Origin of the sequence: Pseudomonas sp. B14(2022), from assembly GCF_012030485.1 — a bacterium.
Lineage (GTDB): Bacteria > Pseudomonadota > Gammaproteobacteria > Pseudomonadales > Pseudomonadaceae > Aquipseudomonas.
Window position 1 is genome coordinate 222,213 of sequence record NZ_JAAUVM010000002.1, and the last position, 16,347, is coordinate 238,559.

General features: G+C 55.5%; 15 protein-coding genes and 2 pseudogenes. 5 read left to right on the top strand and 12 right to left on the bottom strand.

Going from position 1 to position 16,347, the window contains the following annotated elements:
• Positions 1-20 precede the first annotated feature (20 nt).
• The gene (locus HCF10_RS04475; protein WP_167654962.1) at positions 21-485 is read right to left on the bottom strand and encodes a transketolase; all 465 of its coding nucleotides are present in this window, start codon (positions 483-485) and stop codon (positions 21-23) included.
• 127 nt (positions 486-612) lie between these two features.
• Positions 613-1,629, bottom strand: a complete 1,017-nt coding sequence (locus HCF10_RS04480; RefSeq protein WP_167654963.1) for a 1-aminocyclopropane-1-carboxylate deaminase — start codon at positions 1,627-1,629, stop codon at positions 613-615.
• Positions 1,630-1,827: 198 nt separating this feature from the next.
• Between HCF10_RS04480 and HCF10_RS04485 the strand changes: the two genes are divergently transcribed.
• Together HCF10_RS04485 and HCF10_RS04490 are read left to right on the top strand one after the other, a co-directional pair.
• Positions 1,828-2,337: an Lrp/AsnC family transcriptional regulator gene (locus tag HCF10_RS04485; RefSeq protein ID WP_131698884.1), complete on the top strand. Its 510-nt coding sequence runs from the start codon at positions 1,828-1,830 to the stop codon at positions 2,335-2,337.
• Between the two features lie 15 nt (positions 2,338-2,352).
• Positions 2,353-2,967: pseudogene (locus HCF10_RS04490) on the top strand (alpha/beta hydrolase family protein); the annotation flags it as partial.
• A 161-nt stretch (positions 2,968-3,128) separates the two neighbouring features.
• Here the strand turns inward: HCF10_RS04490 and HCF10_RS04495 are convergent.
• Together HCF10_RS04495 and HCF10_RS04500 are read right to left on the bottom strand one after the other, a co-directional pair.
• Positions 3,129-4,366, bottom strand: a pseudogene (locus tag HCF10_RS04495) (tyrosine-type recombinase/integrase); the annotation flags it as partial.
• Positions 4,367-4,911: 545 nt separating this feature from the next.
• Positions 4,912-5,871: a helix-turn-helix domain-containing protein gene (locus HCF10_RS04500; RefSeq protein WP_317146896.1), complete on the bottom strand. Its 960-nt coding sequence runs from the start codon at positions 5,869-5,871 to the stop codon at positions 4,912-4,914.
• A 220-nt stretch (positions 5,872-6,091) separates the two neighbouring features.
• Here HCF10_RS04500 and HCF10_RS04505 point away from each other — a divergent pair, with 220 nt between their 5' ends.
• The 3 genes from HCF10_RS04505 to HCF10_RS04515 are packed head-to-tail and all read left to right on the top strand — an operon-like array spanning position 6,092 to position 9,117.
• The gene (locus HCF10_RS04505) at positions 6,092-7,117 is read left to right on the top strand and encodes a carbon-nitrogen hydrolase family protein (RefSeq protein ID WP_029300008.1); all 1,026 of its coding nucleotides are present in this window, start codon (positions 6,092-6,094) and stop codon (positions 7,115-7,117) included.
• 23 nt (positions 7,118-7,140) lie between these two features.
• Complete coding sequence (locus HCF10_RS04510; protein WP_029300010.1) at positions 7,141-8,193, top strand: phenylacetaldoxime dehydratase family protein; 1,053 nt, start codon at positions 7,141-7,143, stop codon at positions 8,191-8,193.
• 15 nt (positions 8,194-8,208) lie between these two features.
• Positions 8,209-9,117 (top strand): transporter, encoded by a 909-nt coding sequence (locus HCF10_RS04515; RefSeq protein WP_167654964.1) that lies wholly within the window; start codon positions 8,209-8,211, stop codon positions 9,115-9,117.
• Between the two features lie 963 nt (positions 9,118-10,080).
• Here HCF10_RS04515 and HCF10_RS04520 read toward each other — a convergent pair.
• From HCF10_RS04520 to iacA, 8 genes are all read right to left on the bottom strand, one after another.
• A complete protein-coding gene (locus HCF10_RS04520; protein WP_029300014.1) occupies positions 10,081-10,590 on the bottom strand; it encodes a flavin reductase in 510 nt (169 codons plus the stop codon).
• Between the two features lie 12 nt (positions 10,591-10,602).
• Positions 10,603-11,562, bottom strand: coding sequence for a PDR/VanB family oxidoreductase (locus HCF10_RS04525; RefSeq protein ID WP_029300016.1), 960 nt, complete (start codon positions 11,560-11,562; stop codon positions 10,603-10,605).
• 79 nt (positions 11,563-11,641) lie between these two features.
• Positions 11,642-12,382 carry an SDR family NAD(P)-dependent oxidoreductase gene (locus tag HCF10_RS04530; RefSeq protein WP_029300019.1) on the bottom strand — a complete coding sequence of 247 codons (741 nt, stop codon included), beginning with the start codon at positions 12,380-12,382 and terminating at the stop codon, positions 11,642-11,644.
• Between the two features lie 10 nt (positions 12,383-12,392).
• Positions 12,393-12,869 carry an aromatic-ring-hydroxylating dioxygenase subunit beta gene (locus HCF10_RS04535; RefSeq protein WP_029300021.1) on the bottom strand — a complete coding sequence of 159 codons (477 nt, stop codon included), beginning with the start codon at positions 12,867-12,869 and terminating at the stop codon, positions 12,393-12,395.
• A gap of 27 nt (positions 12,870-12,896) precedes the next feature.
• Positions 12,897-14,177, bottom strand: coding sequence for an aromatic ring-hydroxylating oxygenase subunit alpha (locus HCF10_RS04540; RefSeq protein ID WP_199772223.1), 1,281 nt, complete (start codon positions 14,175-14,177; stop codon positions 12,897-12,899).
• Between the two features lie 58 nt (positions 14,178-14,235).
• Positions 14,236-14,778 carry a nuclear transport factor 2 family protein gene (locus HCF10_RS04545; RefSeq protein WP_104912553.1) on the bottom strand — a complete coding sequence of 181 codons (543 nt, stop codon included), beginning with the start codon at positions 14,776-14,778 and terminating at the stop codon, positions 14,236-14,238.
• A 5-nt stretch (positions 14,779-14,783) separates the two neighbouring features.
• Positions 14,784-15,146 (bottom strand): hypothetical protein, encoded by a 363-nt coding sequence (locus HCF10_RS04550; protein ID WP_029300025.1) that lies wholly within the window; start codon positions 15,144-15,146, stop codon positions 14,784-14,786.
• Between the two features lie 19 nt (positions 15,147-15,165).
• The gene (gene iacA, locus HCF10_RS04555) at positions 15,166-16,338 is read right to left on the bottom strand and encodes an indole-3-acetate monooxygenase (RefSeq protein ID WP_029300027.1); all 1,173 of its coding nucleotides are present in this window, start codon (positions 16,336-16,338) and stop codon (positions 15,166-15,168) included.
• Positions 16,339-16,347: the final 9 nt, after the last annotated feature.

The following is a 16,347-nucleotide window of genomic DNA, read 5'->3' on the forward strand; positions in this document are numbered from 1 at the left end:
CAAATTGACCAGGACATCAGTTAAATGACGCCGCGTGCCTGCAACACGCTTTTCGCCAGGCTTCGGGTCGCCGCTAACACCGCCTCCACCTGCTGATCCATGTGCGCAGTGGAGGACGCTATTGTTCCAAGTTCGACCACGCGCAACGGATGACCAAAGACGGATCCCAGCCAGGTCATGCCGGCATCCGTGCCAGTTTCGACATCCAGTAAAAAGCTGCCGTGGGAGACGCCGCGCAGCAGTTGGCTGGCATGGCACGCGTAGCCCCCGGCAGACGGCTCCGGGCTGGACCCTGCCAGCAACCAGTCGAGCCTCAACGCCTCGGATTGTTTGACGGCTAAATAAGCCACCTGGTCCCACTCATCTATCGCTACGTGCAGCTTGTCGATCATGTACGGGGGCAACGCGGCGCTGGTAACGATCACCACTCCGGCATCCGCCGAAGGCTCCTTGATCCAGACTGCGGATTGCGTTATCGCATGCATGGCGGTACTCCCGGCGGTTGGATAGGAGCAACGTGCTCCGGGTGGCGATTCGACGATGGGGTCGTGACATTCAATATTGATGCCGACTCACCCATCGCTTCGTGAGCTCCCTGGTTATTGGCGTTAATCAGCCGTTGCGAAACAGGAAGCTGTAGGCATTCAGCGCAGGCGCCCCACCCAAGTGCGCATACAGCACTTTCGAGCCTTCGGGGAACTCACCACGGCGGACCATTTCAATCATCCCGTGCATGGATTTTCCCTCGTACACCGGATCGGTCAGCACACCTTCCAGGCTCCCGCACAAACGAATGGCTTCCAGCGTGCCTTCGTTGGGCAAGCCGTATTCCGGGTAGGCAAAACGTGTATCGAGCACGACGTCGTCTTCGGTGATCTCACGGCCCAGTTCCACCAACTCTGCGGTGTGCCGGGCGATACGCAGGATCTGTGCCTTGGTTTGCTCCGGCTTGGCCGAGGCATCAATGCCGATAACGTTCTTCGAACGGCCGTCCGCGGCGAAACCGACGACCATGCCGGCCTGGGTACTGCCGGTCACAGAGCAGACCACGATGTAGTCGAACGTGAACCCCAGTTGTTTTTCCTGCTCTCGCACTTCCTCGGCAAAGCCGACGAACCCAAGGCCGCCGTAGGGGTGTTCGGAACAACCCGCCGGTATCGGAAACGGCTTGCCGCCCCGCTCCACCACATCGTCCATGGCCTTCTCCCAGCTGGGCCGAATGCCGATATCGAACCCGGCGGCGTCCAGTCGTACCTCGGCGCCCATGATGCGAGACATTTCGATATTGCCAACGCGGTCATACACCGCATCGGAGTAGTTCACCCAGTTTTCCTGCACCAGCACGCACTTCATGCCCAGGTGAGCGGCAACGGCGGCCACCTGGCGGGTCTGGTTCGACTGGATACCGCCGATGGAAACCAAGGTATCGCAGCCCTGCTCGATGGCTTCGGGAATCAAATATTCCAGCTTGCGCGTTTTGTTCCCGCCGAAGGCCAGGCCACTGTTGCAGTCCTCACGTTTGGCATACAACTCGACCTTGCCACCCAGGTGTTCACTGAGGCGCTTCAAGAGCGTGATGGGAGAAGGACCGAAGGTCAACGGATAACGTTTAAAACGATTCAAGTTCATGACGCTGCTCCTTGATTACTGGACATCAAAGCGCCAGACCGAAAGGCAAAGGTTGCCTTCCAGGTTCTTTCAGACGGGCTTCGATGAGTTCAATATTAAGAAGATTTCCAAAAAGATGTGTTGCAAACTTCTAGCACTTAAAGAACTATAATTTCTCGCTATAAATATCGAACATACTTTAATTGCGAATAAACAGTTATGAACGCAATAAATACTCGCAGGAAGCCAAGCGTATCAACCCCGATGCCGCAGCCGCTGGATCGAACCGACCGCGCCATTCTCAAGGCCCTGCAGCGAGATGCCTCCATCTCCAATGTGGCGCTGGCAGAGAAGGTGAAATTGAGTGCACCGGCGTGTCTCAGGCGCGTCGAGCGGCTCAAGCAAGTTGGCCTGATCAAAGGCATCGTTGCACTGCTGGACACTGTGGCGCTGGATGCGGGGATGGTGGTGTTGATCGGCGTGGTGCTGGACCGCTCCACACCGGAATCCTTCGCCGCATTCGAGGCAGCCGCACAAAAAGTGTCCGGCTGCATGGAGTGCCATGTGGTGACGGGGGAGTTCGACTACTTCATGTTGATACGAACCAAGGACAGCAACAGTTTCAACCGGCTCCACGCGGAGCAGTTGCTTTACCTGCCTGGGGTTCGCCAGATTCGATCGTTCATGGGGTTGCGTCAGGTCTTGTCGACCACCCACATTCCCCTTTGAAGCGTCGCTAGTCGAGCATTAATCATCGACCAACCCGGCACCGGCGAAGCATTGCGCCTACACAACCTGACCGCGCGCTTCGACAGCGAACATTGGGCCAGCCGCGTGGTGGATTGGCTGGAAACCCGCGACGATGTCGACGCCAAACGCATTGGCCTGGAAGGTGTGTCGCTCGGCGGATACTACTGCCCGCGCGCGGTAGCCTTCGAGCCGCGCTTCGCTTGCGGCGTGGTGTGGGGCGCCAACCATGACTGGCGTGATGTACAGAAACGTCGCCTGGAAAAGGAAGGCAGCTTCCCGGTGCCGCATTACTGGTCGCATGTGTCTTGGGTCTGGGGGGCCAAGGACACGGACGAGTTCATGACCATCGCCGAGAACGTTCATCTGGACGGCATCCTGGACCGCATCAATGTCCCCTTCCTGGTCACCCACGGTGAAAAGGATTCGCAGATTCCATTGAAGTGGGCCCACCGCACCTACGAACAGTTGGTCAACAGCCCAAAACGCGAGCTGAAAATTTTCACCGAACGTGAGGGGGGCGTGCAGCATTCGAGCTTCGACAACAGTATCAATGCCGGACAATATATCGCCGATTGGGTGGCTGAAGTGCTCGGCGGTCGAACGGAATGACAGATGCTTAACTTGTTAGACTCTCGGCTGGTGTTGGCCCGGCGCGACTCGCGAGGTTGCTTCTCCATTAGTGGGATCTTGTGAGCTCCGATCGCTGGGCTTAAACCTCAACTCGACCGGCAACATGGCAAGTGAACCTTTTCCAGATAATATTTCCCTGGCTGACCCTGCCCCCAAAGATCCAGACCATTCGCCCAGTCCTGCATCATCGTCCGGCGCTGCTCGACATATTCCGCATGGTTGTAAGCCGCACTTACCTTATCCGGATCAGCATGAGAAAGCTGAGCATCCACCCATACCTTTGGATATCCGATCTCGTTCAGCGCCGTCGAGATCGTCGCCCGCGTCCCATGGCCCGTGAGTTGATCGGCGTACCCCATCCGGCGTAACGCACCATTCAGCGTGTTCTCACTGATACGCTTGCTCAGGTCGCTTCGATGCGCAAACAAGTAGCGCTGCGCGGGAACAACCTGGTCCAGCAAGTGACGCACAATCTCCAGCGCCTGAACCGACAGCGGGACAATGTAGGGCGGTACATTTTGAATCTGCTTACCTGGCTTCCGCATCGCTAACTGGAGCTGCTTTACCACTTCCGCCGGTATGACCCACAAGCGCTTCTCCAGATCGAACTGGTCGGGTGTCGCCAACCGTAACTCACCCGTGCGGACACTGGTCAGCAACAACAACCGAAGGCCAAGCCGTGTTTGGTTGGCACCGCCGTAATTCGAAGAGCAACCATCAATCCCGGAAGCTCGTCCATACGAAGAAATGGGTTGTGCGTAACAGGCGGTTTGGGGAGTGCGACAACGTCGAAGCCTGAAGCGGGGTTGTGTTCCAGCCCCTCAATATTCACCAGCGCATAGCAGAACAACTGGTTGAACCAGGTCCGGCATTTTTCGGCTGTCGTTAAGGCCTTGCGCTGTTCGATCCTGCTCAGTAAATCCAGCAGATCGTGGCGACTGATATCGTAGATGGACCGTCCACCCAGTACGGGCAAGACGTCTTTGTTGAAGATTCGCAAGATCTGCGAGAGCGTGCTCTGGCGCCCTTCCTTCAGGCTCAGCCTGCGGAACTCTACCCACTGATTGAACACGGCCTCAAAGGTGTGCTCTGCCGCAAAACGAACAGCACGACGCTGCTGTTTACGGTGCTCATAGGGATTGATGCCTTGGGCGACCAAGGCGCGAGCCTCATCACGTCGGGCACGGGCTTCTTTAAGGCTGATTTGCGGATAACTACCGAGAGACATGCGCTTCTGCACGCCCGCCCAGTAATATCGGAAACGCCAGATTTTCCCACCGCGGGCCGTCACGTTGAGCGCAAGCCCGTCCGTGTCGCCTATCGTGTAGTCATTGCCGGTGATTCGGGCTTGCCGAACGGTCGTATCCGAGAGTGCCATAGCAGGCTGCTGAACAGAGTCAGGACCGGATGCTCGTCTCGCTATCCAAGCCGCTCCAGCAAAAAACCGATTCAGTGCACATCCAAACCCAAGATCCTCATTCGGGACTTAAATCGGGACTTAAAAGCACTGGATGGAGCTGGATTTCAGTGGTTCCCGCAGAAACGAAAAAAGGACCCGAAGGTCCTTATTTCAATCACTTACAGAATTCAATGGAACTCTGCAGCGCAATATTTGGAGCGGGAAACGAGACTCGCATCTGGCGTCCGACTCATTGAAATCTAAGGGGTTTATTTTCTTGCTGAAGCAGGAAAAGACTCAATTTTGGACTTGTTTTTCAGATGTATCAACGGCCAAGAAAACGTGATTCTTAGCAACGCCATTGGATTCTACCCAAAGCCAATGGACGAACGATCATCAAGCCGACGGTGTCAGGATCAACGAGGGAGGTGTCCAGCCAAATGCCTCGGCAGCCTTTATTTCATGCCCGAGCTTCCGTGATGGTCATCACCTTTGCGCCCAATCCCAGCCCTCGGGCAGCCTCACTAGCCGCGCCCACCTAAAGTACGCCAGTTCTTCGGTGAACACCCATATCTATCTTTAAATACGCGACTGAAGTGAGCGGCATCATTAAAACCCCAACGAAACGCAATTTCGGAAACTGCTAACTTACTCCAGCGCGGATCAAGAAGATCCTTACTACAGGCGCCTAGCCGGCACGACCACAGGTACTGCGCAGGCGAAAGCGGCTCACTGCTAAACAGGCGATGCAAATGGCTTACAGACATACCTAACTCAGCTGCTACGGCCTCTATTCGCAGGGCAGGGTCTTGTTTGCGGTGCTCAATACACTGCTTGATGCGGGCGATATGATAGGCCGCCAGTGCAGAAGGGTCCACGTGTTGACGCAGCGGCAATGACTGAAGCCCGCCAACCAGGACATTGATAACTCCGCTGACCACCGCCGCAGCAGTTGCCCCAGTTAGGGTGTCAGCCTCTTGCCTCAAGCCTCGCACCAACTCACCCATGAGCCTACCCGCACCACTCTGGCCAGAAATAGTTGTAGCCGTTAAACCCTCTGTTCTACATAAAAGTGATCGAAGTTGGTCGCTTTTAAGCTTGAGCACTATCTCTTCAAAATCATCATTAAATTCAAGTGTATAGGGCCGATTGGTATCGTAGATCGCAAAATCGCCTGGCGCCAATATAGCTTGGCGACCGTCTTGCGAAATTACCGCCTGCCCTCTGATCTGCAAGTTAAGGATTGTGTAGTCATCGATAGCCCGGGAAATAAGACCCGCAGTACGCTTGACCCGCTGAGACCCTGACCGAACCACCGAAATGTCCAACCCAGGCAACGGAAGGTAGTCAATGCTACCCATAAAGCTCTCCGTACAGCCGGACTCACATTCAAGCTTGACGTAGGTTGAGCAGATGACGTCAGTCCAATAGGCGAGCTGGTCTCTGGGTTCTACAACGTCTGTCGTCAAAGTCTGTCTCATCATGATCTCACTGCGTGAGGAATTACCACAAACGAAATGCAATATTCATGCCAACAGACTTAAAACAAAATCTACTTGATAGAAACATAATTCTGCACGGCATGCGCGACCTACGGACAAAACACGAGAGATGCATGAACAAGACGTTTGACTGCATACATTTAACAATGTGAGTGCGCTATCGGTGCCACATAAACTCGTATTACAACAACAAGGGAAATCCATGCCTAGCAAAACCCACCCAAAAATTATTGCAGCGGCTGTCCAGGCCGCTCCGGTACTCATGGACTTGGACGGTACGATCGATAAAACCATCGGGCTGATGAAGCAGGCAGCCGATCAAGGTGCCAAGTTGGTCGCGTTCCCGGAAACCTGGCTTCCAGGCTATCCCTGGTGGATATGGATCACCAGCCCAGCAGTGGGAATGCAGCATGTTCAGCGCTATTTCAATAATTCAATGGAAGTGAACTCTCCTGAATTCAAGCGTCTAGCAAAGGCAGCGCATGACCTAAACATCTGGCTATCTTTCGGCTTTAGCGAGCGAGACGGTGGCAGTCTCTACATTTCTCAGGCATTAATTGACGACGAGGGCCAAGTTGTACTGACTCGACGTAAGCTCAAACCAACACATGTCGAACGTACAGTGTTCGGTGATGGAGACGGCAGCGACCTAGCAGTGTGTGAAACACCTATTGGAAACATCGGAATGCTTAACTGTTGGGAGCATGTTCAACCGCTATCTAAATACGCCATGTATTCTCAACATGAGCAAATCCATATCGGCGCATGGCCCAGTTTTTCTCTGTACCGCAATGCAGCACATGCACTGGGTGCCGAAGTAAACAACAGTGTCAGTCAGGTATACGCTGTAGAGGGTGGATGTTTTGTCCTTGCTCCCTGCGGGATCGTCAGTCAAGAAATGCAAGACAGAGTATGTACTGATGATATGCAGCGTCAAATGCTACAACTTGGTGGAGGTTCAGCGCGTATCTACGGCCCTGACGGTCGTCAATTAGGCAATACTATTCCGGAATCAGAAGAGGGTTTAGTCATTGCCGAAATCGACTTGGATCTCATCTCACTTGCCAAGTCTGTTACCGATCCCGTGGGACACTATGCTCGCCCAGACGCAACACGATTAATCTTGAACAAGACACGCAGATTACCTGTGACTTCGCAATCGGAAACCGATGCGATCACTGCGCCTACTTCGGAGCCTACCGAATCTACCGCGACCGATCCAGCATGATCGGCCACACCAAGGAGTTCACCATGGAATCTGCAATCCCTAGCCATCTGAAGTGCCCACGCACGCTCCCGACCCGCACGCCTGATAACTTCTCCCCTCCCATCCCGGCCACGGTCGCACGCTTCCCCATAGAAGCCCAACAAGTGGTGATGGCCTATATAGGTTTCCAGTACGCGCCGGGTACCCGCGAAACACTTGTACTCCAGGCAGAGCAGTGGCTTATCTCCGCAGTTCACAGCCTGAATGGGCCCAATCATCAAGAGCGTTCGCGTTACGAGGACGAAGCTGGATTCATTAATCATATTTGGATCGCCTATTGGGACAAGCCGGCCGAATTTGAAAGTTGGTTCAAACTCAAAGGTGACGCATGGACTAAAGACGTTCTAGGGGAGAGCAGCACAGGCAATGCCGGTAGCATAGGTACGTTCATTGAAGTGCTAACACCCACCATGGATCGCTTCGAATCGCTGTTCTCTTCCGACCAGTTGGAAGGTGTTGGCTACCTGGCTGAGGGTTTGAGTGGCCCCACGCTGGAGCACTTTTATTGGGGAGCAGTGAGAGACCGTATTGCCGCTTCTCAGACCAATCCTCTGGCGCCAGGTGCGCAATCAAAAATAATTCGCAATGGCCTGCACGCACAGGTTATGCCACAAGAAAACCTTTGCCTTATTCGCTCAGGCCAAGACTGGACAATGGCGGATGCAGACGAGCGGCGCCTCTATAACGAAGACGTCGAACCGATACTTAAGGCGGGTATGGTTTTCCTTCGCGATGAGGGCCAATCCATCGGATGCCACGCTAACCGTTACATGACTTTGGTAGACAACAATGGCGAAACGATTGAAAAAACCTTTGGCATGAGTTGGTGGAGAAGCCTCGCAGACCTGGAACTCTGGGCCGAGTCACATCCTACTCACGTTGCCATCTTTGGTGCCGCGCTGACTTATCTCCAGCGACTCGGGCCATCGGCCAAACTCAAGTTGTACCACGAGGTAACCGTCGTCACCGCCGCGCAACAACATTTTGAGTATTTCAACTGTCATCCTAAAACCGGAATGCTGCGCGCCGCCCTCTGATATCAAGGTACCTATATGAAAAACCTGATTAGCCTTCCCGCCAAACGATTACGCTTCACAGTTAGCACACTGTCATTTGTGACAGTTAGTCTCATAGCGCCGGCGACCCAAGCACTTGAAACCGGCCCCGGTGACTTTGAGGTTATCCCAGGCGGTATTAACGTTGCGATGATTTATTATCAGCACGCCGAAAGAGACAGCCTCTACACTCAAGGCAATAAAGTTCCGGGAAACTACAAACTCACCACCGATATAGGTATATTTCGTTACATTCGCCCCGTTCAACTGTCACCCTCAGTAACATTAGACCTCAACGTGATACAGCCTTTTGGGCACATAGACTCTAAAGGTTCCCTGTCTACTCTAGGAAACGCCAGCGGAATGGGTGATCTTACTCTAGGGCCAGTCGTCAAGTTTCTACTCGACCCGGTAACAAGGGACGTGTTCAGCATCGCACCCTTCATTGTAATCCCAACAGGAAAATACGATCGGGACGATTCGCTAAATCTGGGCGATAATCGCTGGTCCGGTATTTTGCAACTGGCCTACGTAAAGCACTTCGGTACCCGCTGGGCGCTCGACACGGTTGGTGACGTGACGCTATATGGTCCTAACGATGAGGCTGCTGTGACTGGCGGAAAACTTAAACAGGACCCACGCTACGAAGTGCAAACACACCTGCGTTACATCCTATCACCGAGTACCACTTTTTCGGCGGGACTTGGTCACTACGAGGGAGGAGAAACAGAACTGAATAACGTGAGCAGGGACGATAAACTCAAGACGACCTATAGCCGTATGTCAGTGACCCACTTCGTTGACAAGACTTCTCAACTCCAACTCATGCTCGGGAAAGACTTGAACGTTGAGAATGGTTTCAAGGAGAACATGCGGATCAACCTACGAATCGCCAAGATATTTTAACCCCTCAACAAGCCGCAATGGCTTATTGATGAACAACGTTGCACAAAGCGATTCACTTTTTCACTACTTACAGCTACACCAACCCGGCGTTCCTGAACGACGCGCGTTATAGCCTGCTGGCGTCAATAGACCACACATCGACGGCAGCAGGTTAATTCCAAGAAACAACAATAGGCCTAACGTTACACTTGGCCTATCTGCGCTCAGCATTTATCTCATTAAAGACATGGGTTCATAAAGTTCAAAGCGCCTACCGTCATCCAACGTTCAACGGCCCACTCTGGTAAATCACGTCGCCGACTGAACTGTCGCGACCCCGCTGGTTATTAACTGCAAACAGTTAAAATATTACGTGTTAAATCCGACAAAAAAACAGACAGTTCTACTCACGCAGGCACTATCAAAATGCTTGATGGAGACCGCCCGATTCCCGCAGATTTTAATGGGCGCAACGCGATTATTTGAGGTCGTCGATTTCTCGACATCTGCCGATGCTCGGTAACACAGCGTTGAATGAAATCGAAAGGATCGTGTAGAAACCTGCAGCGCGCCCGATACTGTCACTTATTACCTCACCCGGATGGGCGTCTTTGCGCTGCCGGACTCGCCGCCTCTTAAAATTCAGGAAAGGGCGCTCCATTTTAGCGCGCCCGGTAATCCCTAAATTTTGTACTTGCCAGAATATGGAGGGCAGAGGCTGGATTTGCGCTCACTGGATGCGATGCTGTTCCACCCTCTGCGCGAGCTTGAGGCTGATGCATTTCGGCCCAATGTCGAGGCGAAGGCTGTTTCACTTTCCGGGTTTGAGTTGTCTATCCAGCACGCTGGCCGGCTACTGGCAAGTCATGCGTGCTGTCGGTGGTATGGCGAGCTCTCAAAGCGTGACGTGCCATCGCACACGGTATCGGCCCGCTGGTAAGTAACTCCTTAACGTTGACACGCGCTTACAAGAACGCCATCTGCTTAAGGCGTTAGTAATGCGGCTTTGGATGCCTCGCACAATCGGTGATAGGCGCGATTGAAGTAAACAAGACCTTCATCGCTGGGACCTTGTTTTATCGTCAACACCTCACAATAGAAGATACTGTGAGAGCCTACTTCGTGAACTTGCGCAATACGACAATCAAAGTTAACCAGGGCCTCATCCATGACCGGAGAACCACTCTCCAGTGTGCTCCAGGCCGCAGTGGAAAACCGCTGTTCCATATTTAAATCTCTATTGGCGAACGTACCCGATACATCCTGATGAGTAGCAGCCAACACATTCACGCACAGCACGCTATTGGTCTTGAAGTGCATATTGGAGAATGATGAACGGTTCATACACACCAACAGGGTCGGCGGCGAATCGGTCACACTGCACACCGCCGAGGCAGTGAAGCCGAAACGACCAGCCGGGCCATCGGTGGTGATCACCGACACGGCGCCACCCAGTCGGGACATCGCGTTGCGGAAGCCGCTTACGTCAACCATTGCTCTATCTCCTCAGATGTCCAAAACCAGCTTTTTCGATTTGGCGCGAGAGCAGCAGATCAGCATCTGATCGTTGGCATTTTTCTCGTCGTCGGTGAGGTACACGTCACGATGATCCGGCTCGCCCTCGAGCACGTTACACAGGCAGGTACCGCAGATGCCCTGCTCGCAAGAGATCTCGACCTTGATGCCGACGCCTGCCAGAGCCTCAAGGATGCTCTGCCCTTCGGCGACCTGTACGGTCTTGCCACTGCGCGCAGCGACCACTTCGAAGCACTTGCCGCTGCCGTCCACTTCCACCTGAAAATACTCGCGATGGATATGGTCATCGGAATAACCATGTCTTAGCGATTCGCCGATCACCCAGGCCATGAACCCGGACGGACCACAGGTGTAGATGTGCACGCCGGCCTCGGCCTGATCAAGCACACGGTCTAGGTCGAGCGCCTGTCCGGGCGCCTCGTCGTCGAAATGGGTATGTACACGCTCGGCAAAATCGGCATTGCGCAATTCGTCGAGAAAAGCACTGTGGCTGCGGGAACGGCCGCAGTAATGCAGTTCAAAATCCTCGTTTTTGGCGTACAACGCGTAGGCCATGGCGATCATCGGGGTGATACCAATACCGCCACCGATCAGGATCGAGCGGCTCGCCTCGCGGGCCAAGGGAAACAGATTACGCGGCGCACTAATCTGAACCTCAGCCCCCTCCACCAGCCTGTCGTAAACGCCTCTGGAGCCACCGCGCGAGGCAGGATCACGGAGCACGCCAAGCCGGTACAGAGCTTCTTTCGCCGGGTCGCCGCACAGCGAGTACTGACGTACCAGACCGGGGGCGATATGGATATCTACGTGGGCGCCAGCTTCAAAGGCCGGCAGCGTATTGTTACCAACCGGAATCAGGTCGAGGACGACGACACTGTCACCCTGCAACTGGCGCTTATGTACCTGCACCTTCAAGAGTTTTTCAATCATCTCGGGCTCACCCGCATTGCACGTCAAAGTAAAAAACGCGACCGTTGGTTCGGTCGTCGCATTATTTGTTCGGTGAAACTCAGCGCATGAACAAACCGCCGTTCACGTCCCAGGTCGCCCCGGTGGTGAAGTAGGCTTCAGGCCGTGACAACTGCACGACCAGATCGCCGAGAAAATCTGCATCACCCAGACGTTTGACCGGAATGCTGGCGAGCATTCCTGCCATGCGTTCCGGCGGTACTGCCGCATGCACCATGGGCGAGTCGATCGGCCCCGGCGCAATGGCGTTGACCGTCACCCCATTTGCGGCCAACTCTTTGGCGAAGATTTTGGTCAGGGTGACGATCGCGCCTTTCGACGCAGCGTAGTGCGCACCAGTTGCGGTGCCACCGTTCTGGCCGGCAAGCGAAGCCATGTTGACTATTCGCCCGTAGCCGGCCGCCGCCATGTGCGCGCCGAATACCTGGCAACCGACGAAGATGCTGCGCGTGTTAAGGCCCATGACACGATCAAACTCTTGCGGAGTAATCTGCATCAGCGGTGTGGTCATGGTCATCGCCGCATTGTTGACCAATACCTGCAGGCCGCCAAAGCGCGCCAGGGTGGCGTATAGGGCGGCCTCGAAATCGGCCTTGCTGGTGACGTCCAACTTGAGCGCCAGTACACGCTCACCCCTGGCATCAAGTGCGTCGGCCGCAGCCTGGGCACGCTCCCGGGAGAGGTCGGTGATGACCACTGCGTAGCCTGCGGCAAGCAGCCGGCTGACGATGGCGTAACCCAGCCCCTGGGCGGCGCCGGTGACCAATGCAATCTGCTTCATGGTCGAGCCCTCAGAGGATGTAGCCGATGCCCGTGAGGGTATCGTCGGAGTTGATCAGGCGGATCAGCTTTCGCTGGATCGTAAAGCTGTCGCCGCTACGCACCAGGTCATAGGTGAGGTCGGCGCTGTAGTGCTTGAGTACGTCCTTGCGGAAATCGCGCAAGTGTTGCGAGCAGCGTACCTGCACCCAGTCACCTTCTTCACCAAGTATGCGAAAGTTTGACGCCGAACGCACCGTACGTGGCTGCGGGCTGGTGGAAATTGACTCGCCACCGATCAACCGCTGCACGCGCAACTGGCGCATATGGGCATCGTCGTAGGCGTAATTGAGGGTATTCTCGAAATCTTCCTCCGTGGGATCGATAGGGATGATATATGTGCCCTTTTCGGCCCACATCGCCAACCAAGCGTCGTATTCGCTGTGATCAAGCATGTCGCCTTCCTGCCATATAAAGGCGGTGACTTGCTGAAGCAGTTGCAGATTCATTTTCACACTCCCCATCGGTCTGGTCGGTCAGGCCGACATCATCTTTTTCCACTGCTGGTAGGCGGCGCGCATACCGGTCTCGGCAGACACATCGCTGACCAGTCCGTCCTCGCTCGGCTTCTCGCCAGGCAGGCCGCGGTTAAGCATGATCCACAGATCCGCACCGGCACCGGCCCCCTTTTGCACACGCTCCCAAGCCTCAGAATCGTCCGGCGTGCCGAAGCCCATCGGCCCCTGGAAGTGCTCGTGCAAGCGCAAGCGGTAGCGGTTGGCAACTGCCGGCCCGCCATCCATGGTGATCACCGCATGATGAATTTCCGTCTCATTCACAGAGATCGGCTGCAATACACGAAAGAACGCCATGGAGCAGGCAACGTTGGGGAATACATTGAGGTTGAAGCCCGAGCCGCCAACCGCGCGGACAATGCGTCGTACCTGCATGTCTTCGATGCCTTCGTCGCGCAGTTCCTGGGCTAGCGTTTCGAAGCGGGTTGGAATCGGCAGATCTAGGTTGGCTTCCAGGTCGATCAGGTCAGGAATCATGACCATTACGCTATGCCCGTTGCCCAGGTCTTCGACGTAGCCAGAACCGTCGACGAAATCGAGCATGTCCATGGTTTGCTGATCCACCGAGTGCAGGAACGACTTATGTACCAGCGGGAAGTGATAGGCGTCAGTGGTGTTTTCCAACTGGATCTTCCAGTTGCCGGGGAAACGGAAGCGGTGCTCGCCCGGGACCTTGATACCGTAACCAGCGCCCTGCTTCATAAACAGGTCCATCCACTTTTTGGCTGGGCCGAGGAAATCCTCCAACGGCTCAATGTCGTCCTTGAAGGAGGCAAAGATCATCCCGGCATAACTTTCCGTGCGCAGACTGACCAGCGGCAGTTCACTCTTGTCCAAGCAATCACCGTAGCTATCCGGGTGGGGAATACCGCGCAGCGAGCCATCCAGAGCGTAACCCCAACCGTGATAGGGACAGACGAAGCTGTTGGTCTTGCCCTTCTTGTGTTCGCAGACGGTGGCGCCACGGTGACGGCAGCGATTGAGCAGCACATTGACCTGCTTCTTGCGATCACGCACAGCGATCACCGGCTGCTTGCCGATGTAGGTGCTCTTGTAGCTACCGGCGTCGGGGATTTCGCTTTCGTGGGCGACCCAAACCCAGGTGCTGTAGAAAATCTTTTCCATCTCTGCGTCGAACAGTTTCGCGTCGGTGTATAGCGAGGTGTGTACACGATCCGCTTGCACCAGCGCGTCGGGATCACAGTCGAGGCTGTCGTTATCTACGCAACGGACATCGATCAAGTTATTCACGGTTGGCTCCTGGTCGGCTTATCTGGCCGACCTCAAAATTCTTGGGTCATTAAGCGGGCTTTTCAATTGCAGGTCCGCCCGGAATGGGCAAAATCGCTTCGCTGTTCAAGGCTTCCACCGGGCGACTGAACAAATTCTCGGTCTGGAAATGCTCCATGCGCCATTGCCCCTCCTCTTCCGCGAAATGCACGGTCAGCCGCGCCGCATTGAGGTGCGAGGTGCCGCTGGCGAACGTAGAGGCCTGCAACATCACCCAGCTGCCCAGCGCACCGTCGGCGTTGATCTCAATCAGCTCACTGGTGAGGAAATGCACGTTAAGGGCGAAGTGCGCAGGGGCCTTCATGTAGGTAGCGAACATCGCACCGATCGCCTCTCGACCGCGATAACCACCAAAGCTGTTGGCGTATTTGTCGCCCTTGCCTTCCCAGACCGCGTCGGTCGTGAATAGGCCAGTCAGCTCGGCCAGAGGTGTGCTTGCATCCAAGGCATCGCACAGCACCATGTAGCGATTCATGCAGGCGCATATGGAGTGCTCGGCCTCGAAGCGCTTGAGGCGTGCTTCGAGATTGGCGATCAGGGATTCATTCGACATGGCAGTCACCCTCGCTGGATAATCAGTTCGCGACCAGTACGGGCCTCGACCTTGGCGTAACGCCACAGCTTGTAGGTCCCTTCGCCCACTGGCGTGATGCGGAACAGGTTGCAGGCGGCGTGTACGGTCTCAATATCCGGCACATCGGCCAGCAGGTAAGTAGTCCAGGGGTATCCGCTGGACGGCCCGACCATACTTTGGTCGTCGTCCATGTTGCCGAATACCGTCACGCCAGGCAGATCGTGGATACCGTTCCACATCGCGCTGAAGGCGCCCCATACTTCCAGTTGCTCTTCGCGCGGTGCGTCAAAGAAGTTCTGGTTGATGCCGATGCAAAACAGCACGCGCAGCTTTTTTTTCTCGCTCATGATTGGCTCCATATAAGGGTCAGAGATAGCCCGGCGAGGGCTGTTTGCCGAAGAAGACAGCGCCAGCATTCTGGTAGGTGATGTCGCCCATGAAAGCATGCTGAGTGATCACCTGAGCGTCGTTTACGCATCGCGCCAACGGGCTGCTGTTGTAGACACCGGTCATGCCTGAAAGCATCTGCGCGGTGCGTGCCACCTCGGCGGCGACGCGAGTTGCGTGCGTCGAGGACAGGCGCAACAAATTGATCTTCTCGGCCGGCAGCGGGTCACCGGTCAACACCGTTTGCCAGGCGTCCTCCATTGAATCGAAGAAGAAAGCCCTAGCTGAACGCAGGGCGGCCTCGGCCTTGGCGATCTCGACCTGGGCGAGTGGGCGGTCGGCCACGGCTGGAGCACCCGTTACGGAGATGCGCCCAGTAGCCATGTCGCGCAACTCATCCATTGCAGCACGGGCGACACCGAGACCGACTACGGAGAGTACCTGCGTGGCGAAGGACAGCGAGGGGTAACGGAAGAGCGGCTCGTCGAGATTGGCCGCCCCACCGCGCACGAACGTCCACTCCTCGGGCACCACCACATCCTCGACCACCAGGTCATGGCTACCGGTACCGAGTAGACCGACGGTGTCCCAGGTCTGCTCGATACGCGCCTTGCTTTGCGGCATCAGCGCCAGGCGCGGCAGATCCAGTTTGTCACCGTTTTTCGGCGCGATACCGACGCCGACCAGCGAGGCGCCCATGCAGCCGCTGGAATATTTCCAGCGGCCGTTGACCTTGAAGCCACCCGGCACGGGATCGGCTGGTTGCGGCGGGAAGATGCCACCCGCGAAAATCACATCGGGGCCGTTGGCATAGACCTGCCGAATGGTATCCAGGGGCAGCGACGCCAGGTACACCGGGCTCATCCCGAAGCTGGCGACCCAACCTGCGGAACCGTCGGCAATGGAAAGGGCTTCGATCATGGCGCAGAACTCGCCTGGCGAACGCTCGTCACCACCGAAACGCCGGGGCACTAGAGCACGGTAAATACCCAGGGTCTTGAAGGTGTCAATCACATCCCCGGTGATATAACCGAGACGATCAAACTCGCCACTGCGGGCGCGTTTTTTTATATCGGCCATCAGTGCCGCGAAGGCCTGATTATCGGTGATGGCGGTGTACGGCATATTAACGGCCAGATTGAGCGAAGTCATGACAGGCCC

Coding starts and splice junctions, on each gene's coding strand:
- HCF10_RS04545 (WP_104912553.1), bottom strand. CDS start 14,778: ATGTCGAATGAATCCCTGATCGCCAATCTCGAAGCACGCCTCAAGCGC.
- HCF10_RS04505 (WP_029300008.1), top strand. CDS start 6,092: ATGCCTAGCAAAACCCACCCAAAAATTATTGCAGCGGCTGTCCAGGCC.
- HCF10_RS04510 (WP_029300010.1), top strand. CDS start 7,141: ATGGAATCTGCAATCCCTAGCCATCTGAAGTGCCCACGCACGCTCCCG.
- HCF10_RS04500 (WP_317146896.1), bottom strand. CDS start 5,871: ATGATGAGACAGACTTTGACGACAGACGTTGTAGAACCCAGAGACCAG.
- HCF10_RS04520 (WP_029300014.1), bottom strand. CDS start 10,590: ATGGTTGACGTAAGCGGCTTCCGCAACGCGATGTCCCGACTGGGTGGC.
- iacA (WP_029300027.1), bottom strand. CDS start 16,338: ATGACTTCGCTCAATCTGGCCGTTAATATGCCGTACACCGCCATCACC.
- HCF10_RS04535 (WP_029300021.1), bottom strand. CDS start 12,869: ATGAATCTGCAACTGCTTCAGCAAGTCACCGCCTTTATATGGCAGGAA.
- HCF10_RS04480 (WP_167654963.1), bottom strand. CDS start 1,629: ATGAACTTGAATCGTTTTAAACGTTATCCGTTGACCTTCGGTCCTTCT.
- HCF10_RS04515 (WP_167654964.1), top strand. CDS start 8,209: ATGAAAAACCTGATTAGCCTTCCCGCCAAACGATTACGCTTCACAGTT.
- HCF10_RS04550 (WP_029300025.1), bottom strand. CDS start 15,146: ATGAGCGAGAAAAAAAAGCTGCGCGTGCTGTTTTGCATCGGCATCAAC.
- HCF10_RS04525 (WP_029300016.1), bottom strand. CDS start 11,562: ATGATTGAAAAACTCTTGAAGGTGCAGGTACATAAGCGCCAGTTGCAG.
- HCF10_RS04475 (WP_167654962.1), bottom strand. CDS start 485: ATGCATGCGATAACGCAATCCGCAGTCTGGATCAAGGAGCCTTCGGCG.
- HCF10_RS04530 (WP_029300019.1), bottom strand. CDS start 12,382: ATGAAGCAGATTGCATTGGTCACCGGCGCCGCCCAGGGGCTGGGTTAC.
- HCF10_RS04485 (WP_131698884.1), top strand. CDS start 1,828: ATGAACGCAATAAATACTCGCAGGAAGCCAAGCGTATCAACCCCGATG.